At 46.0% G+C, this 19,484-nt stretch carries 16 protein-coding genes; all 16 read right to left on the bottom strand.

Features of this window, described 5'->3' with window-relative positions; genetic code table 11:
• Positions 1–11: 11 nt before the first annotated feature.
• A complete protein-coding gene (locus tag C232_RS0100710; protein WP_018660186.1) occupies positions 12–803 on the bottom strand; it encodes a DUF3388 domain-containing protein in 792 nt (263 codons plus the stop codon).
• Between the two features lie 252 nt (positions 804–1,055).
• On the bottom strand, positions 1,056–1,313 hold the full coding sequence (locus C232_RS0100705; protein WP_018660184.1) for a DUF3243 domain-containing protein: 258 nt from the start codon (positions 1,311–1,313) through the stop codon (positions 1,056–1,058).
• 287 nt (positions 1,314–1,600) lie between these two features.
• Positions 1,601–2,323, bottom strand: a complete 723-nt coding sequence (ymfI, locus tag C232_RS0100700; protein ID WP_018660182.1) for an elongation factor P 5-aminopentanone reductase — start codon at positions 2,321–2,323, stop codon at positions 1,601–1,603.
• Between the two features lie 51 nt (positions 2,324–2,374).
• Positions 2,375–3,661 (bottom strand): EF-P 5-aminopentanol modification-associated protein YfmH, encoded by a 1,287-nt coding sequence (gene yfmH, locus C232_RS0100695; protein WP_018660180.1) that lies wholly within the window; start codon positions 3,659–3,661, stop codon positions 2,375–2,377.
• A complete protein-coding gene (yfmF, locus tag C232_RS0100690; RefSeq protein WP_018660178.1) occupies positions 3,662–4,936 on the bottom strand; it encodes an EF-P 5-aminopentanol modification-associated protein YfmF in 1,275 nt (424 codons plus the stop codon).
• 294 nt (positions 4,937–5,230) lie between these two features.
• Positions 5,231–6,181, bottom strand: coding sequence for an ABC transporter permease (locus C232_RS0100680; protein ID WP_040399926.1), 951 nt, complete (start codon positions 6,179–6,181; stop codon positions 5,231–5,233).
• A gap of 9 nt (positions 6,182–6,190) precedes the next feature.
• On the bottom strand, positions 6,191–7,234 hold the full coding sequence (locus C232_RS0100675) for an ABC transporter permease (protein ID WP_018660173.1): 1,044 nt from the start codon (positions 7,232–7,234) through the stop codon (positions 6,191–6,193).
• The gene (locus C232_RS0100670) at positions 7,227–8,762 is read right to left on the bottom strand and encodes an ABC transporter ATP-binding protein (protein ID WP_018660172.1); all 1,536 of its coding nucleotides are present in this window, start codon (positions 8,760–8,762) and stop codon (positions 7,227–7,229) included. Before C232_RS0100670 ends, C232_RS0100675 begins: the two co-directional genes overlap by 8 nt.
• Before the next feature lie 204 nt (positions 8,763–8,966).
• Complete coding sequence (locus tag C232_RS0100665; protein WP_018660170.1) at positions 8,967–10,028, bottom strand: BMP family lipoprotein; 1,062 nt, start codon at positions 10,026–10,028, stop codon at positions 8,967–8,969.
• Positions 10,029–10,194: 166 nt separating this feature from the next.
• Positions 10,195–12,561, bottom strand: a complete 2,367-nt coding sequence (locus C232_RS0100660) for an FtsK/SpoIIIE family DNA translocase (protein ID WP_026314420.1) — start codon at positions 12,559–12,561, stop codon at positions 10,195–10,197.
• A gap of 149 nt (positions 12,562–12,710) precedes the next feature.
• Positions 12,711–12,926 carry a YlzJ-like family protein gene (locus C232_RS0100655; protein ID WP_018660165.1) on the bottom strand — a complete coding sequence of 72 codons (216 nt, stop codon included), beginning with the start codon at positions 12,924–12,926 and terminating at the stop codon, positions 12,711–12,713.
• Positions 12,923–13,660, bottom strand: a complete 738-nt coding sequence (locus C232_RS0100650) for a ClpP family protease (RefSeq protein WP_018660163.1) — start codon at positions 13,658–13,660, stop codon at positions 12,923–12,925. Before C232_RS0100650 ends, C232_RS0100655 begins: the two co-directional genes overlap by 4 nt.
• Positions 13,661–13,875: 215 nt before the next feature.
• Positions 13,876–15,546 (bottom strand): ribonuclease J, encoded by a 1,671-nt coding sequence (locus C232_RS0100640; RefSeq protein ID WP_018660159.1) that lies wholly within the window; start codon positions 15,544–15,546, stop codon positions 13,876–13,878.
• Between the two features lie 432 nt (positions 15,547–15,978).
• On the bottom strand, positions 15,979–16,854 hold the full coding sequence (gene dapA / locus C232_RS0100635) for a 4-hydroxy-tetrahydrodipicolinate synthase (protein ID WP_018660157.1): 876 nt from the start codon (positions 16,852–16,854) through the stop codon (positions 15,979–15,981).
• Between the two features lie 84 nt (positions 16,855–16,938).
• The gene (gene dapG, locus C232_RS0100630; RefSeq protein ID WP_018660155.1) at positions 16,939–18,174 is read right to left on the bottom strand and encodes an aspartate kinase; all 1,236 of its coding nucleotides are present in this window, start codon (positions 18,172–18,174) and stop codon (positions 16,939–16,941) included.
• A gap of 203 nt (positions 18,175–18,377) precedes the next feature.
• Positions 18,378–19,424, bottom strand: a complete 1,047-nt coding sequence (asd, locus tag C232_RS0100625; RefSeq protein WP_018660153.1) for an aspartate-semialdehyde dehydrogenase — start codon at positions 19,422–19,424, stop codon at positions 18,378–18,380.
• Positions 19,425–19,484 lie beyond the last annotated feature (60 nt).

Below are 19,484 nucleotides of genomic sequence, written 5' to 3'. Positions count from 1 at the left end.
CACCTGCCAATCTAGTAATCAAATCCTCCAAATCCGCCTTGAAACATCCGGTTTCTTTGAAGCAAGTCATATGTAATTTCTTGCGCGGGATCTTCTCTTAACTCAATGATGTAGTCGAAATCGTCTAATGAGTACTCAGAGTATTGCACAAAAATGTCGGGGTGCTCAACCACTTTTACAGCAGGCAGCTGCATGATCTCACGGACGAGCTGCCAATGCTGCTCATTTGCCCTCTCTGTAGAAACAACACCGTCTAAAATGAATATATTGTTCAAACTGTATTCGTCATCAATCAACTGGCTTCTAACCGTTTGCTTAATCATGGTTGAAGAAACGAAAATCCATTTTTTATTCGCACATACGCTGGCAGCGACAATTGACTCTGTTTTACCGACACGCGGCATTCCGCGGATTCCGATCAGCTTATGGCCTTCCCGTTTAAAGAGCTCAGCCATAAAATCAACAAGTATCCCTAAATCATCGCGTACAAACCGGAATGTTTTCCGGTCGTCATGGTCGCGCTGTATATACCTGCCGTGGCGGACAGCCAATTTGTCCCGCAGTTTTGGTTCTCTTATTTTGGTTACTTTTATCGTTTCCATCGTTTGCAAAATTGATTCCAGGCGGCCGATTTGTTCTTCGCTTTTTACAAGAAGCAGCAAGCCGCGTTTTTTATCGTCAACACCATTAATGCTAATGATATTGATTGAAAGCATGCCTAAGAGGGAAGAAATGTCGCCAAGAAGTCCGGGCCGGTTGACCGTAAGTTCATATTCCAAATACCACTCTTTCCTGTCGTCCATTTTTATCTCTCCCGCAAATGAATACTCATTAACAATATCTAGGTTATATGATAAATGATTTTATCCCAATAAGGAAGTGAAACCTCTGAAAATCATAAAAAAAGCATGAAATTTGCCGGACAGGCTGCGGTGTCCTAAAAATGGCGGGGCGGTCGTCAACGTTGCAATAAAAAAACCGGTGCCATGCAATGGATATGCGGCCACTTTTTAGGCCGCATATCTTTTTTGATGGCGCCGGGTTCTTTTTAAAAATTAATGGGAACCGTTGTTTTGAACAAGTTTTACCATGACACTGGCAATGGCCTGTTGTTCTTCCTGCGAAGCAACGGACCACAAATCAGAAAGTATGCGTTCTTGTTCATTTTTAGGGTCTACCTGGGCTGCGAGATAATCGCCGACTTGTTCTGCCAGTTTGTTGATCGCTCCCTGGGACATTCCCTGCTGTTGTGCCTGGTTAAGGCGGTCCCCCAAAAAGTTTTTCCATTGATCCCAATTCTCCAGTACGTTCATTGCACAACCTCCTTTCGAGTCGTTCATTCTATTTTGCTACCGGTTGAAGGAGGCTATGCATGTAATCATTTGGATTTTTTAAAAACGCCTTCCACGGGGCTGTCGCCGATGTACAGTCGCCTCCGCTTTTCTTTGTCCAGCTGCGGGCGCTATCGGCTAGCGGATTTCTACGTCTTCTCCCTACGATAAGTCAACATCGATTCGCCTTATCAGGCTCATCGTGTTTCCTTTATCTCAGTCAAAGACTGCGAAATCCGTACGCCGATAATCAAGCGCCCTTCGCTTTTCTATTCATACCAGCCTCCGTTTATTGGGATGGTTTGGCCGGTGATGTAGGCGGCTTTTTTGGAGAGAAGGAAGGAGATGGTTTGGGCGATTTCTTCGGGTTTGGCAAGACGGCCCAGCGGGATTTCTTCTTTTAAATCCGCGATTTCTTCATCCGAGAAGATATGCAGCATATTCGTGGCGACTGCGCCCGGGGCGACGGCATTGACAAGAACGCCGCTTCTTGCCAGTTCTTTACTCAAGGCTTTGACAAAGGCAATTTGCGCCCCTTTCATCGCCGAATACACAACCTCGCAAGCGGCGCCGGTCTGCCCCCAAATCGAACTCACCAGGACAATATGCGAAACTTCATTTTGCATCAGCCTGGGTAAAAGGCGCTTGCATAATAGCATTGGCGATTTTACATGGATTTGGTACTGTTCATCGATTTTTTTACCGTCTGTATCGAGAAACAGCCCGTATTCGGATGTCCCGCTTGCGTAACAGATCGCGTCCAAATGGAAAACATTTTCTGTAATCCTGTCTACCCCCTCTTCAGCAGACAAATCTGCCTGAATCGGGATCGCTTCTGCACCGAGTGACGCACACAGGTCCATCAGCTCATTAATCGCATCTTGATTGCGGTGGTAATGCAAATATAAATTCCATCCTTCTTTTGCCAACACGGATGCGCAAGCTTTGCCGATCCCGCCGCTTGCACCTGTAATTAAAGCAAACTTTTTCATTCTATTTTCCCCCATTACAAAAGAAAACCCGGGCAAACCCGGATTTTTTTATCATTTCGGAAGTACCTGGCAAACGGTAAAACGCGCCTCATCAAAAAATTCCGCCGCTGTTTGCTGCAGGTCACTAAATCGGATATCCTCAAGGGCCGGTACAACATCAAATAAGTTCATGTGATGAAAAGCATATCTTGTAAATTGGTTTGCGATAAATTCCGGGGAATTCAGCTGCCGCAGGAACGAACCGATTTTTTTCTTTTTCGTTCGCTCCAGCCCTTCTTCCGTTAGCCATTTCCCCTGTTTTCCCACAAACATGATGTCGTGCAGGCGGTTTGCCAGCTGATCGGGATGTTCCGTGTCCCCGCCGGCCATTGCAAAGCCAAAACCGTTTTCCTGTGAGTAATCAAAAGAAAAACTTGGATCAATGAGGCCTTCATTGTATAAATCATTGTACGCCTCAGAACTGCGGCCAAACAAGAGATCAAGCAGCAAATTCACGGTCAGTTCGTTTTTCAGCATTTCACTGCCGCTCTGGTTGACATGGAGCGCCTTCATCCCTACAAGGCATTTTGGAACCTGGACATTCATATGCAGAATTTGCTCTTTCCGGGCGGCTTCCACCGGTTCATCAGGCACCCGCCTTTGGATCCCAGGCGCTTTTTTGTAGTTTTTCTTCGCCTGATTTTCCTTTACAAACGATAAAATTTCATCCGGTTTCACGTTTCCGACCACGAACAACAGCATATTGCTCGGATGGTAGAATGTGTTGTAGCACTCGTACAGCAGCTCGGCAGTAATCGGCGCAATGGTTTCAACCGTTCCTGCAATGTCAATTTTCACCGGATGGTTTTTATACATATTTTCAATCAGCCCGTAATAAAGCCGCCAATCCGGATTGTCATTGTACATCATGATTTCCTGGCCGATGATGCCCTTTTCTTTTTCAACCGTTTTTTCCGTAAAATACGGGCTCTGCACCATATCCAGCAAGGTTTCCAAATTCTGCATCACATGGTCCGTACTGGAAAACAAATAGGCCGTCCGGTTGAAGCTTGTAAACGCATTTGCCTGTGCCCCTTGCTTGCTGAATTGCTGGAACACATCGCCGTTTTCTTTTTCAAACATTTTATGTTCCAAAAAGTGGGCAATCCCGTCCGGCACCCGCTGAAACTGGTCTTTCCCCAGCGGGATAAATTCATTATCCACAGAACCGTATTTTGTTGTGAATGTTGCATATGTCTTATTAAATCCCGGCTTTGGCAAAATATAAACGTTCAAACCATTGTCCAGCGTTTCACAGTAAAGCGTCTCACCCAGCTGTTCAAAACGTTTCGTTTCCATCTATTTTCCCTCCAATCCTGATAAGAAATAAATCGTATCCGGTTCAATTTTCGCGGCAACTTTCAAAATCTGGCCCTTCTCGATTGCCTCAATTTCGTGCAGCCAGTCACCCACACCGATATTTTGTTTTGATATAACATTATGGTAGAGGATTTCCACCATTCCTCTCGAAGTATCGGTCGTTTCCAATAATTGATTGCGGATAACAGCTTTCGTCTGGGCCATCTCCTCTTCGCTGAAGTCCCCGTTTTTCATCGCTTCCAGCTGCTTTTCGATAATTGAAACAGCCTGATCATAATTGTCCGTTTCAATGCCGCTCATCACCATCATTAAACCTTTATGGCTTTCAATCTGGCTGGCTACATAATAGCAGAGGCTTGCTTTTTCGCGGACATTGATAAAAAGCTTGGAATGGGAAAAACCGCCGAAAATCCCGTTAAACATTTGCAGTGCAAAATAGTCGTCATCCCCGAAAACAATATTGGTCCGGTAGCCAATGTTTAATTTCGCTTGTTTGATATCCTGGGCTTCTTTTATTTTTTGAATTTCGACAACCTTTTTTAATGTGTGCGGGGAAGCCATTCGCGGCGCCCGGTTCCCGAAGGTTAAGGTTTTGCAAAAAGACACAAGCTGGTCTTCATCCACATCGCCTGTTACATACAAATCCAACTCATCTTCCTGAACCGCTTTTTGGTAATAGGCATAAAGTGACTGCGGGGTGATGTGATCCACCTCTTCTTTGATCCCGTTTGCCTGCAGCGCATACGGCTCATCTTTGCACATGGCCTCAATCAGACGCATATTTGCATATCTCATTTTGTCATCATAGACCGCCTGCAGTCTTTGTTTCAGTACTCTTTTCTCCTTGTCCACCGTTGCCGGATCGAACTGCCCGTTTTCCGCATTCGGGTGCAGCAGGACTTCCGCCAAAAACTGGATGCCTTTTTGCAGTAACGGGGTGGAATCTTGCAAAAATTTTTCATTTGCAATTTCAAGCGTGAAAGTGAGAATATGATATTCCCCTTTTTTTGTTACGTCCACATGAAAGCCCGCCCCGTACAAGTCATCCAAGTATGACCGCAGTTTCGCAGTCGTGCCATATTTCTTTGTGCTGCTTTGCAGGACATTCGGAAGCAGGGCGCGCAATGTCACCGTATCCGCGGTAAGCGGGGCTTTCATTTTCCAAACGAGTGTATTAGTCTTGAATTTATCCGTCTGAATGGTATGTAGCGTGTAGCCGTTCATTTTTTTGATGGTCTCATTTGCTATTGCCATATTATTCCTCCTTCAGCAGGCGGCCTGCATTACATTGATTTATATTCATGATATGAGTATGCCCTTTGCGATCAGATTCTTTTCCTGTAAACGGTGTTAATTTTACTATACAGGTTCCCAAGCCTGAACGGCAAGCAATAGCCGCTGATTCACAAAAGTTTTAAACCAATTAAACTTCATAAAAGTTTTAAACCAATTAAAAAACCGGAATCACTGCCGGCAGCCGGAAAAACCGTTAAAAGCCGCCGGGCAGGATATCCGGATATTCCATTTTGGATGCGTCCCTTTGTACGCTTATCGTTCACCTTTGATGTAAGGGACACCGTCAGCTTTTGGGGCTTCAGCGCGCCCAATGAAGCCCGCAAGTGCCAGAATGGTCAGGACATAAGGGGCTATCAGCAGAAAAACGCCCGGAATTTCCTTCAGATAAGGAATGTTTGAACTAATGACACTGAGGCTCTGTGCGAAACCGAAAAACAGAGCTGCCCCCATTGCGCCGAGCGGATTCCATTTTCCAAAAATCATTGCGGCAAGTGCCATAAAGCCTTGCCCGGAAATCGTCGAACTGCTGAAATTTAATGTGATCGATTGCGCATAAACCGCACCGCCGATTCCGCCAAACACGCCGGATAAAAACACAGCCGTGTAGCGCATCTTCGTAACATTAATCCCCATCGTGTCCGCCGCCATCGGATGCTCACCGACCGAACGGAGGCGAAGCCCGAACGGTGTTTTGAAAACCACAAACCAAACTGCAACCGCGACAAGGATTGCAATATAAGACGGGAATGTAACCCCTTGGAAGAACAAGGGCCCGATAATCGGGATATGGCTCAGCCCCGGAATATCAATCTGTCTGAAATATTCCTTGATCGTATCCGTCTGCCCTTTTCCGTATATTTTCTTTATCAGGAAGAGTGCCAGCCCCAGTGCCAAAAAGTTAAGTGCAACACCGCTGACAGTCTGGTCGGCCCTGAATGAAATGCTCGCAACTGCATGGATGAGCGCAAACACTCCACCGACTACCATGGCAGCAAGCAGGGCGATCCATGGCGTCCAGCCTCCGAGTGATTTGGAAAATGTTAAATTAAAAACAATCGATGTAAAAGCGCCGATGATCATTAAACCTTCGAGTCCGATATTGACAACGCCGGAACGTTCAGAGAAAACGCCCCCCAAAGCAGTAAAAATAAGTGGTGCTGCGGAAAGTAATGAAGCGGATATGATAATTTCCAGTGCTGTCATAATTTCCACTTATTTCGCCTCCTTTTTAAACCGGGTAAGGAACCATCTGATCAAATAGCCTGATGCTACAAAAAAGATGATGAGGGCAATCACAATATTAACCAGCTCATTTGGTACACCTGCATCGACCGGCATATTCAGTGCCCCGACCTTTAAAGCGCCGAAGAGCACAGCTGCAATCAAAACCCCCAATGCCTTATTACCGCCCAGCAGTGCTACCGCGATGCCATCAAATCCGATGCCTGTAAAAGAGGACTGCAAATACGCAAAACCGTAATTCCCGAGCCCTTCCATTGCGCCGCCGAGGCCTGCGAATGCCCCTGAAATCGCCATCGAAAATACGATACTGCGGCTGACATTCATACCGGCATATTCTGATGCACTTTGGTTAAACCCGACAGACTTTAATTCAAATCCCAGTGTCGTTTTCTCGATGATAAACCACATGATCAGCGCCGCTAAAATGGCCAAATAAATCCCGCTATGTAATGTCGAGAAATCCGTGATTTTTTGAAAAAACGGGGAAGAGAGGGAAGCCGATTTATGGATATGCGGCGTCGTATCCTGCTGTTTGGATAAAATATTCCGAATTAAATAATTGGATATATGCAGTGCGATATAATTCATCATGATCGTCACAATGACTTCATGGACCCTGAGGCGCGCTTTTAAAATTCCCGGAATGAACCCCCAAAGTGCGCCGGCAGCCGCTGCAGCCAGAATAGCAAGCGGCAGATGGATGATTTTTGGAAGATCAAATGCCATTCCCACCCAGACGGCAGCAATCCATCCAACGATCAGCTGGCCTTCTGCGCCAATATTAAAAAGCCCGGTACGGAATGCAAAGGCGATAGCCAGGCCGGAAAAAATGTAGGGCGTTGCAAGCCTTAACGTTTCACCAACATAAAAGTTCTGCCCGAAAGCGCCGTTCCAAAGCGCGATATAGCCTTTTGCCGGATTGTAGCCGCTGACCAGCATGATCAATGCGCCTGCAATTAATCCCAATATAACGGAAATTACAGGTATCAGGATATTCATCGTTCGATTAGACATGGGACTGTTCACCTGCTTTTTCTTTTCTTGAACCGGCCATAAGCAAGCCAAGCTCCTGCTCTGTCGTCTGCTTTGGATCAACAATCTCGACAATTGCGCCCTCGTATATGACGGCGATCCTGTCGCTGAGGTTCAAAATTTCATCCAGTTCAAACGAAACAAGCAAAACGGCTTTTCCGCGATCCCTTTGCTCGATCAGCCGTTTGTGGATAAATTCGATGGCACCGACATCCAGTCCCCTTGTCGGCTGTGCCGCAATCAGCAGATCAGGATCACGGTCAATTTCCCGCCCGATAATCGCTTTTTGCTGGTTCCCGCCAGATAAAGACCGGGCTTTTGTGTATTCACTCGGTGTCCGGACATCAAAATCAGAGATGATCGATCTTGCCTTTTTATAAATTTCTTTAACGTTTAGGATGCCGTTTTTAGACATGGGCTTTTGATAATAGGTCTGTATCACCATATTTTCTCCGATTGTATAATCCAGGACAAGCCCGTATTTATGCCTGTCTTCCGGAATATGGCCTACACCTGCTTCCGTTACCTGGCGGGGGCGTAAACCGGTGATGTCTTTTCCTTTCAAGCGGATTCCACCATTTTCTGCTTTACGCAGACCGGTTATGGCTTCAATCAATTCCGACTGCCCGTTTCCGTCCACACCGGCAATGCCGACAATTTCGCCGGCCTTCACATCAAGATTCAGCCCTTTTACAACTTGTACACCTCTTGAATCCTTCACAAAAAGATTTTCAATATCAAGTACACGCCGGCCCGGATGCCCCTCCGTCTTTTCTGCCGTAAAGAGCACATCGCGTCCGACCATTAAATTTGCCAGTTCATGCGTATCTGTATCCCTTACATTTAACGTGCCAATTCCTTTACCTTTGCGGATAACAGTCACACGGTCGCAGACTTCCATGATTTCTTTTAATTTATGTGTAATCAGAATAATGGATTTGCCTTCTTTAATCAGGGTTCTCATGATTTCAATCAACTCATGGATTTCCTGCGGTGTTAATACGGCTGTAGGCTCATCAAAGATGATGATGTCGGCCCCCCGGTACAAAGTTTTTAAAATTTCCACCCTTTGCTGCATGCCGACAGAGATATCGGCGATTTTTGAGTGGGGATCTACTTTCAAACCATATTTTTCGGAAATTTCCTGTACCTCTTTTTCGGCCTTCTTCATATCAATCATACCTGATTTTTTCGGTTCTTTTCCGAGGATAATATTTTCTGTAACCGTGAAATTGTCAATTAACATAAAGTGCTGGTGCACCATACCGATACCGAGTTCATTGGCTATGTTTGGATTGGAAATATGGACTTTGGTGCCATTTACGCGGATTTCGCCTTTCTCCGGCTGATACAGTCCGAACAGCACGTTCATGAGTGTGGATTTCCCGGCGCCGTTTTCTCCAAGCAATGCGTGAATTTCTCCCTTTTTTAACTGAAGGGTGATGTTATCGTTCGCAACGATTCCGGGAAACTCTTTGCGAATATTAAGCATTTCTATTACAAAATCCACCCTGTTCACTCCTTAAAGGTCATTGTCAGGACTAAGCGAAATATTTGACCAAGCGAAATCTTGTTATGATTTCCGCTCCGATAAGGCAATTGTTTCCGGGGAATATATACCCGGGTTTGTGGCCATGAATATAAAAATGATTTTAATTTTACAATAATTTTCAACACGGGGTCGGTTCGAAAACCAACCCCGTGCCGTCAAACATTATTTAGATAATTTATCCGGGACTGTAACATCCCCGTTAATAATTTTTTCTTTCCATGTTTTCACTGCGGATTTCATTTCAGGCGTTAAATTGTCCTGTGTTGGCGCAATGCCGATCCCGTCTTCTTTCAAACCGTAAACAATTGTTTTTCCGCCCGGGAAGTTACCTGCTTTTGCTTTTGCAGATAAGTCGATAACCGATTTGTCTACACGTTTAACCATAGATGTCAAAGTAACATTGTAATCTTTTCCATTGGCTGTTACCTGGCCTTCGTCAGCCTGGTCGCGGTCAACTCCGACTACCCATACTTCTTTATTTGGATTGCTTTGCTTAATGTTTTTCGCTTCAGTAAAGACGCCTTTGCCGCTTCCCCCTGCTGCATGATAAATTACATCAACACCTGATTTATACATGGCAGAAGCAATGGACGACCCTTTGCTGGCATCATCAAAAGAGCCGACATATTGGATTTGCACGCTGGCTTTTGGATTCACTGCCTTCACACCGGCTTTAAACCCGGCTGCGAATTTATTGATCAGATCACTATCCGTTCCACCGACAAAACCGATTTTATTCGATTTTGTTGCCATCCCTGCAACCACCCCGACAAGGAATGAACCTTCCTGCTCTTTAAAAGTAATGCTTGCTACGTTTTTCTTTCCGGTAATCACGCTGTCAATGATCGCAAAGTTTTTATTTTTACGCTGATCAGCAATTTTCTCAATCGCCGGCTGCAATTTATAGCCGACACCGTATACCAGATCGAACCCGTTCCGGACAGCGGTGTTTAAGTTCGTCATATAGTCCGCGTCTGATTTGGACTGGAGATAATCGTAACCGCCCTTCCCTTTTTTCAAGTGATTGTCTTTGCCGAATTGCTGCATGCCTTCCCATGCAGATTGGTTAAAAGAGCGGTCATCAATGCCGCCCGTATCTGTTACCAGGGCAACCGTGAACTTGTCCTTATCGCCGCTTGAATTGCCGTTTGATCCGCAAGCAGCCAGAAGCATTCCTGCTGCTAACGCCATTACGAGTGCTAAACCGAATATACGCTTTTTCACAATAGTCCCCCCCGGGATTTTTTTGGCAGATAACCGTACAATGCTGTCTGTACCGCTATCCTGCTCGCCAAAATTAGCATATCATTTTTGAATTATGAAATAAACAACAATTTATAATTTTGTCGAAAAAAAGCTCCTAAAGCTTGCAGTTTTCTCTGCTAAAGCTTTAGGAGCTTTGTTCTTCCGACGGTTTCGGAATCAGGACAGCACGCGGCCTGCTGCCTTCGTAGGGGCCGACAATCCCCCTTGCCTCCATGGCGTCAATCAGCCTTGCCGCTCTTGTATAGCCGATGCGAAAACGCCTTTGCAGCATGGAAACGGAAGCAGTCTGCATTTCGGAAACCAGCAATACAGCTTCATCGTATAAATCATCGTCAACTTCCTGCACATGATCCTGGACATCTTCCGGAATCATTTCTTCCTGATACTGCGCTTTTTGCTGGGATATGACAAAGTCAACTACTTCTTCAACTTCTTCGTCTGAAAGGAACGCGCCCTGAACCCGGACCGGTTTCGATGCCCCGACTGGGAGGAACAGCATATCCCCTCTGCCAAGCAGTTTTTCCGCGCCGCCCATATCCAAAATGGTTCTGGAATCGGTCGAAGAAGATACGGCAAACGCAATTCTCGATGGAATATTGGCCTTAATCACACCGGTGATGACATCAACAGACGGCCGCTGTGTTGCAATAATAAGGTGGATGCCGGCTGCACGGGCCATTTGAGAAAGCCTTGTAATAGAATCTTCGACATCGCCTGAGGCTACCATCATTAAATCGGCCAGCTCATCAATGATTACAACAATATACGGCAATAGCGGCTGTTTTTCCCCTGTTTCAACATTGCTCTTCCGTACATGGTCGTTATACCCTTCAATGTTGCGCGTACCGGTGTGGGAAAAAAGCTCATACCTTCTTTCCATTTCGTTGACCACCTTTTTCAAGGCCTGCGATGCCCGTTTCGGATTGGTAACCACGGGGGCAAGCAGATGCGGAACACCGTTGTAGACATTCAACTCAACCATTTTCGGGTCAATCATCATTAACTTGACTTCATGCGGCTTTGCCCGCATTAAAATGCTTGTAATGATACCGTTGATACAGACACTTTTCCCGCTTCCGGTCGCGCCGGCCACAAGTAAGTGCGGCATTTTATTCAATTCCGCCAGCACCGCCTGCCCTGTAATATCCCGGCCCAAACCGATTTGCAGTTTGGAAGCCGGATGTTCGCTTTCCCTTCCTTCGAGGACTTCCCGCAGCGATACGACTGCCACCTCCGTATTCGGCACTTCAATCCCGATTGCTGATTTTCCCGGGATCGGCGCTTCCATCCGGATATCTTTCGCAGCCAGTGCCAAAGCGATATCATCACTTAAACTGACAATTTTACTAACTTTAACGCCGATATCAGGATGCACTTCGTATTTGGTGACGGCCGGCCCGAGGTGCACCTGGGTCACCCGCGCTTTTACCCCGAAGCTTTGAAACGTCCGCTCCAGCTTTGCGGCATTAGCGTGAATTGCTTTATACTCTTTGCTTTGGTCGGCTGCCCGCGGCCGTTTTAATAAAGTAATCGGCGGCAGCTGGTAGTCTTCATTTTCATATTCCGTAAATTTAATAGGCGGTGAATTGTCTTCTTCAGGATCTTCCGGTTTCGCTTTTTCCGCTCCTGCCTGTTCCTGCTTATCCCCTTCGCGGGCGTACTGCTCCGTAAAGCTCGAGATGATGGGAGCGGGCGCCTCCGTTTGCGCAGCTGCCAGCGCCTGCTGCTCATCCGGCTCCGGTACAGGCGGAATGGGATTGGGATCCGCCTGCTTCTTGCGCCTCCCCTGTTGATCCGCTTTCTTTTGCTTTTTTCTTTCCTTCCATTCGGAGAACGCTTCTTTCGATTGTCCCCACTGCTTTTTCAAAAACGCATAAAAATTTACAGACAATTTTTCAAGAAACGGGCTGATCGATTTTCCGGTCATCAGCATCATTGCCATGATAAAAAGCACGACACAGAGGATTTTTGTTCCTGCTTCATCAAACAGAAAATGTGAGGCGGCATAAAGAACAGCCCCGGCCATGCCGCCGCCCAAATCATTGCTGAACAGGCCGCCATGGACGGAATGCCCGAGGACAATCTGCCACCAGATCTGTTCTTCTTTATGCCAGATCCTGAGCGTATTCATCACTACACTGTTGCCGTCCAGCTCATGTACATTTGCTAAAACTTCCATCATTTTAACATGCAAGTATAATAGAATATCGGCAATCAGCAGGTAGAGTCCGGTTAAACGAATACTGAAAAACTGCGGCCACTTTCTTTTAATAATTAAATATCCGGCCAGTGCAATTAGTGTGCAGACAGCAAACCAGTACAGCCTGCCAAAGAAAAACCGGAAAAGCAGAATGAAAGTTGTTCCCGTTTTGCCAATATCGTAAAGCGTAAATATGCATAATGCAATGATTATCAGCCCGATTAACTCAAACTTTAAATCTATTTTAAACTGCTCTGCGGCCTTTTTTCTTCTGCGTTTTCTTTTTGCCATTTTATCACCCTCATGAAAACCGCTATTTCCGCCGGGATTAAAAAGTAAAATCGGGATTAAAAAGTAAAATATTGTAAGAAAGCAGCCAATCCTGGCTGCTTCTTTTATTGATATTATAACATAACCAACTGCCAATAGAGGAATTTCTTTCAAAAACCGGAATGAGAGATGACATTGCCGGGTGCGAGATCCGGATGCAAAAAATCGTACGGGTTGCTGCTCAAAATTCTTACAATCCGGTATCCCTCCTCCATTTGTTCGGCCAAAATCGGGACTCCCTGGTATTGGACAGCTTCAAATTTTGAATAAACGGCCGGGTCTTCCGGAAAAATCAGTTCCTGCGGCATCAGCGTGTAAAGAATCATTGGATCATCCCTTCCTGATCACTTTCGCTGCGGTTTTCTTCAATCATTTCAACCAGTTTTTTCAAAGCTTTGCCAATCCCGCCCACTTCATCGATCAGCCCATATTTCACTGCTTCATGGCCGACAATATTTGTGCCGATATCCCTCGTTAAGTTCCCTTTTGCAAACATCAGGTCTTTAAACACTTCTTCATCCACTTTTGAATGCCGGGTAACAAACTTGGTGACGCGTTCCTGCATTTTATCCAGATACTCAAAGCTTTGCGGCACCCCGATCACAAGCCCTGTCAGCCTGATCGGATGAATCGTCATGGTTGCCGTTTCGGCGATGAAGGAATATGTGCAGGAGACGGCAATGGGCACACCAATAGAATGACCGCCGCCTAATACGATGGATACGGTCGGCTTGGAAAGGGAAGCAAGCATTTCAGAAATGGCCAGGCCTGCTTCCACATCCCCGCCGACTGTGTTGAGAATGACCAGTAACCCCTCAATTTTGGAGTTCTGTTCGATGGCGACAAGTTGGGGAATCAGATGTTCATATTTTGTTGTTTTATTTTGGGGCGGCAGTTGCAAATGGCCTTCTATCTGGCCAACAATGGTTAAGCAATGGATGTTGGAGTCCTGGGCCAGCTGCGGGACATTCGTTTGCCCGAGCTGCTGGATTTTTTCTATAAGTGCAGAAGAATGATTATCTTTTTGATCTTCTTTATTTGGCATTTGCTGGTCCGTCATATTTATAAAACCCCTTTAACCAATTTTTAGCTGCAGGCCTGCTTCGCATCGCCCAGCCTTGCAGCCTTCGTACAGGCGCCTTTCCGCTTTATTATTTGCCTGCGGTAGTTTTTCATTCATTCTTTTTGGGTTTACCGATTCAGGCGGAAGAATTCGTAAAACAAAAAAACACCCCGTTTTCGGCAGCCAAACTGCCAAAAACAGGGCGGGTTTTGTTAAACTTCCATAATAATCGGAAGAATCATCGGGCGCCGTTTTGTTTGTTCGTACAGGAATGAGCTTAAATGGTCACGTATATCCTGCTTAATACTTGTCCAGTCAAAAGATTCCTTTGCCATATTTTTTTCTGTGACTTCTTTCACCAGGTTCGCTGAATCATTGATCAGCTTCTCGGATTCACGCACATATACGAACCCCCTGGAAATGATTTCCGGCCCGGCAGCAATGTATTTCCGTCTCCTGTTTAAAGTCACGACCACGATTAAAATTCCGTCCTGCGAGAGCAGCCGCCGGTCCCGCAACACAATATTGCCGACATCCCCGACACCAATCCCGTCGATTAAAATATTGCCCGAGGCGACACGCCCGCTGATGGACAGCTTCTCATGCTTATATTCAATGACTTCACCGTTACTGGAGATGATGACCGACTCTTTTGGAATGCCAATCTGGTTTGCCAGTTTCGCATGCGCATACAAGCTTCTGTATTCACCCTGGACAGGCAGGAAATATTTCGGCTTCATGAGATTGAGCATCAGTTTTAAATCTTCCTGGCAGCCATGGCCTGTGACATGAATTTTCCGTTTGCTTGAATAGACATTCGCCCCGGCGCGGTACAGCATATCGATCGTTCTGGCCATGAATAGTTCCATTCCCGGGGACGGCGTCATCGCGAGAAAGACCGTATCGCCTTTTTGGATATTTATTTGTTTATGGGCTCTTCTCGCCATTTTTTGCAGAACCAGAAACGGTTCTCCCTGGCTGCCGGTCGTCAAAATGACCAGTCGGGAGTCCGGATATTTGGAGATGTCCTGCACCGGGATGATCAAATCGGTGCTTTGGGCTTTTAAATAGCCTGATTTTAATGCAATTTTATATAATTTTTCCAAGTAATTTCCGACAATTGCCACTTTACGATGCGTTTTATGGGCTGAATCAAGGATTTGCTGGACCCTGATCAAATTGGAAGCAAAGCTGGCAATGATAATCCTGCCTTTTGCGTCATAAAAAGCATCGGCGATTTCTTCAGCAATCACAGATTCATGGATCGTAAAGCCGGGATGTTCTGCTTCTGTGCTGTCTGAAAGCAAAAGCAGTACGCCTTCATCCCCGATATTGGCCATTTTTCCGATTTCGGAACGGTAATTCCCGGTAATTTCCTGGTCGAATTTAAAATCGCCTGTGTACACAATATTCCCTTCTGATGTGGAAATGCAGATCCCGACCGAATCCGGGATACTGTGCGTGGTTTTAAAGAATCGAATATCTGCTGAATCAAAATGGAGCACACTGTCCGCATGGATTTCTATAAAGCGGATATTTTTCTTCAGTTTGACTTCTTTTACTTTTTCCTTTGCAAGGGCAAGTGTCAATTTTGTCGCATATACCGGAACATTCAGCTTCATCAGGATGTATGGCAGCGCACCGATCGCGTCTTCATGACCGTGGGTGAGGAAAATCCCCTTTATTTTATGCTTGTTCTCTAAAAGATAAGAAAAATCCGGGATAACGATATCAATGCCAAGCATCTCATCTTCCGGAAACATCAGCCCGGTATCCAATACAAAAATCTCCTGATCAATTTCAGCCACATATAAATTTTTACCGACTTCTCCAATTCCTCCTAAAGGAATCACCTTGATGGTTTCGTTCTTTTCTCTGGTCAAATTATTATTCCTCCCGAGTTGTCAAAAATATAGAGTAGGAATCATTCGTTGAATATCATTTAAGAATAGGGTTTGCGGGGTTCTATATGGGCTGGCTGTTCACCATGAATGTGTACCATGAAGAAAGAAAGCCGAAAACTCCTCATGTGTAAAATGCAGCTTTTGTTACATATTCAGTATGAAGAAAGCAACTCTATAGGGGCCGCCGCCGCAGTTATGCAGGCTCCCGGTATTTTGCGATTACCGTTTCTAATCCTATCCGTAATGACGTTCACAAATCATGTTTTCACAAATAAACTACTGTCCGTTCCTTTCTCTTATGTATAGCTTAACCGAAAAGGGACTGTTTGGTCAATGAACACGATGTTTTATTCACCTGTTTTCAATTAAAAACCCTTTCCGTCTGTACGGAAAGGGTTCGTCTGCATGATATTAATCTGCAGCAGTTAACAGTTGGAGCAGTGTGCTTCTTTCTTCATTTGTCAATGGAACGAGCGGAAGCCGGACACCACCGACATCCATTCCCCTCATCTGCAAGGCCGTTTTGACCGGCACCGGGCTTGGCGCTGCAAATAAGCCGCGCATCAACGGCAGCAGGCTGCGGTGCATTTGCGCTGCTTTCGCGATATTTCCGGCAAAAAACGCCTGCACCATTTCCTGCATTTTCAGGCCGGCGACATGGGAAGCAACCGAAATCACACCCGTGCCGCCGATTGAAAGCACGGGTACGGTTAAACCGTCATCGCCGGTGTACAGGTCAAAATCGTCATCTGTTTGCGTGATAATTTCAGCCATTGCATCCAAATTCCCGCTTGCTTCTTTTACGGCCGCGATATTCGGAATTTTGGAGAGTTCAATGATGGTTTCCGGTTCGATATTAATAACCGAGCGCCCCGGAATATTATACATCAGCACTTTAAGCGCAGTAGACTCGGCAATTGCTTTAAAATGGGCATAAATGCCGGCCTGGTTTGGCTTATTGTAGTAAGGCGCGACGACCATAACCGCATCCACACCGCATTCTTCCGCCCTTTTTGTCAGTTCAATTGAAGCATGTGTGTTGTTGCTGCCGGTTCCTGCAACGACTGGTACCCGTCCGCCGGCTGCTTTAACAACATGCTTAAAAAGCGCGATTTTTTCTTCACTCGACAAGGTCGGCGATTCCCCGGTTGTCCCGGCAATGACAAGGGTATCTGTGCCGTTATTAATTAAATAATTCACAAGCTGTGTTGTTTTTTGCAAGTCCAAATTCCCTTTATGGTCAAAAGGTGTAACCATAGCGGTTGCAACTTTTCCAAAATGGCTCATACTGACACTCCTTCATTTGGCTGCACACGAAAAAAAAGCAGCCGCTTAAAACTATCGTCAAGAAAACCTGATAAACAGTCCTATCTACATTTGGATATTGTATACTTCGCTTTCCAGATTAAAGGCATCATGGAGGGCATTGACAGCTGTTACAAGATCTTCTTGTTTAACAAGTACCCAAATGGTTGTATGGCTGTCGGCGGACTGTAAAATACGGATACCTTTTTCAGACAGCGCAGAGACAATTTTGTACGTCACGCCCGGAACGCCTGCAATGCCGGCACCGACAATCGAAACTTTGGCGCAGTCCCGTTCAATGATCGGTGCATGCCCCAGTTTTTTCAATACGGTTTCGGCATGGTCGGCTACCTCTTCCGAAATGGTATAAACCACGCTGTTTGGTGAAATATTGATGAAATCGACACTGATATTTTCTGATGCCATTGCTTTAAATACCTCTGACTGCAAATCATACTGCCCGTCTTTTGCATAAACTTTCACTTGCGAAATTTTTGAGACATAAGCAATGCCTGTAACAGTGCGTTCTTTTATATCGGTGCCGACTTTCTGGCGATTCAAAGACGTGACAATTGTACCGATATCTTCGGAGTATGTGGAACGGATCCGGATTGGCACCTTCGACTGCATGGCAATTTCAACGGCGCGCGGGTGAATCACTTTGGCACCCTGATACGCCATGTTGCATACTTCGTTATAGGTAACAACCGGCAATTTCCTGGCGTTTTCGGCAATTCGCGGATCGGCTGTCATGATGCCGTCCACATCAGTGAAAATATCAATCCATTCCGCATGGAGACTCGCCCCGAGCGCCGCTGCAGACGTATCGCTGCCGCCGCGCCCGAGTGTCGTCACATCACCGTTTTTTGCGGCGCCCTGGAAGCCGGCAACAACGACAACATCATGGCTATCCAGTTCCCGCAGCAGCCGGTCGCATTTCATGTCAATGATCTTTGCGTTTGTATGCTCGGCATTCGTGCGGAAACCCGCCTGTGCTCCGGTCAGCGCGCATGCTTTTATGCCGTGTTCATTCAGCATATTGGTAAAGACGAGGCTGGAGATAATTTCTCCCGTAGACAACAATAAATCCTGCTCGCGCTTAGATAAGTGCGTCCCGGATGCACCGACAAGCGACAAAAGCGTGTCCGTCGCGTACGGCTCGCCCTGCCTGCCCATCGCAGATACAACAACAACGGCCTTATACCCTTCTTCAAGCGCCTTTTCAATATGATGCTTGGCATGCATTCTTGCATCATGGTCACGGACAGATGTACCGCCAAATTTTTGGACAATTAATTTCAATCTGAACACCTCTATTGTTAACTTGCTGGATTAGATCAACTGTTCCTGCATCGGTTTTAGCCAATGGACTGCCAATCATTCGATTTTAAACCATCCATTTTAAAGAACCATCCATTGCAAAAAAAGCGGGCAACAGGCAAGATTTCAAAAGAAAGCTTTTTATCTATCCTCATAGCTTTTGAAAAGGTTACCCCGAAATCCGGTCAGATCAATTCAAGTTTCATCAGGCTTTCTGCGATCTGTACTGAATTCCATGCCGCCCCTTTCAGCAAATTGTCCGAAACCACCCACATATGGAATCCTTTGCTGTCATCCGGGTCTTTACGGATGCGGCCGACAAATGTGTCCATTTTTCCGACAGCTTTGACGGCCATCGGGTAAATTTGTTCTTCTGGCCGGTCTTCCAGTACCACTCCCGGAGCTGAAACGAGCGCATCCTGGATTTGTTTTGCCGAGAGGCCGTCTTTTTCCACTTCAAAATAAACTGATTCAGAGTGGCCGGTTGCAACCGGAATCCGCACGCATGTGGCAGAAACTTTCAACCCGGGCATGTGCATGATTTTTTTCGTTTCATTGATCATTTTCATTTCTTCAAATGTAAAACCATTTTCTGTGAACACATCGATTTGCGGAATGGCATTAAAGGCGATCTGGTAATGTTTTTGATCGCCTTTTACAGGCAAAATCTGCGGCTCATAGGATTCCCCGTTTATCAATGATTTCGTTTGTTCTTGCAGTTCCCTGACAGCGGCCGCCCCTGATCCGGAAACGGCCTGGTAAGTCGAAACAAGCACCCGGTTTAGCCCGAATTGCCGGCGGATCGGCTCAAGCGCCACCACCATTTGGATTGTAGAGCAGTTTGGATTGGCAATGATGCCGTGATGTTTCTTTATATCTTCTTCATTCACTTCAGGTACGACAAGCGGCACATCTTTATCCATCCTGAATGCACTCGTATTATCTATTACAATTGCGCCGCGTTTCACCGCTTCAGGCGCAAATTTTTTCGAAACACTTCCGCCGGCACTAAAAAGCGCAATCTCTACGCCTTCAAAGCTTTCAGGCTTCGCTTCCTGCACCGTAATTTCTTCTCCGCCAAACATGATCTTTTTGCCCGCTGAACGTGAAGATGACAAAAGGGTTAATTTTTTGATTGGAAAATTTCTGTTTGCCAATGTCTGGATCATTTGCTGGCCGACTGCGCCGGTAGCCCCAACAACCGCTACGTGATAACCTGCTGTATTTGCCATTAAGAATTCCCCTTCCAGTTACACATACCTATTTCATTTTTGCTTTTATTGTATCACATG

This window comes from Heyndrickxia acidiproducens DSM 23148, from assembly GCF_000374345.1.
Lineage (GTDB): Bacteria > Bacillota > Bacilli > Bacillales > Bacillaceae_C > Weizmannia > Weizmannia acidiproducens.
The sequence above is the reverse complement of the archived record's forward strand: the minus strand, read 5'-3'. Positions and strand labels throughout refer to the sequence as shown.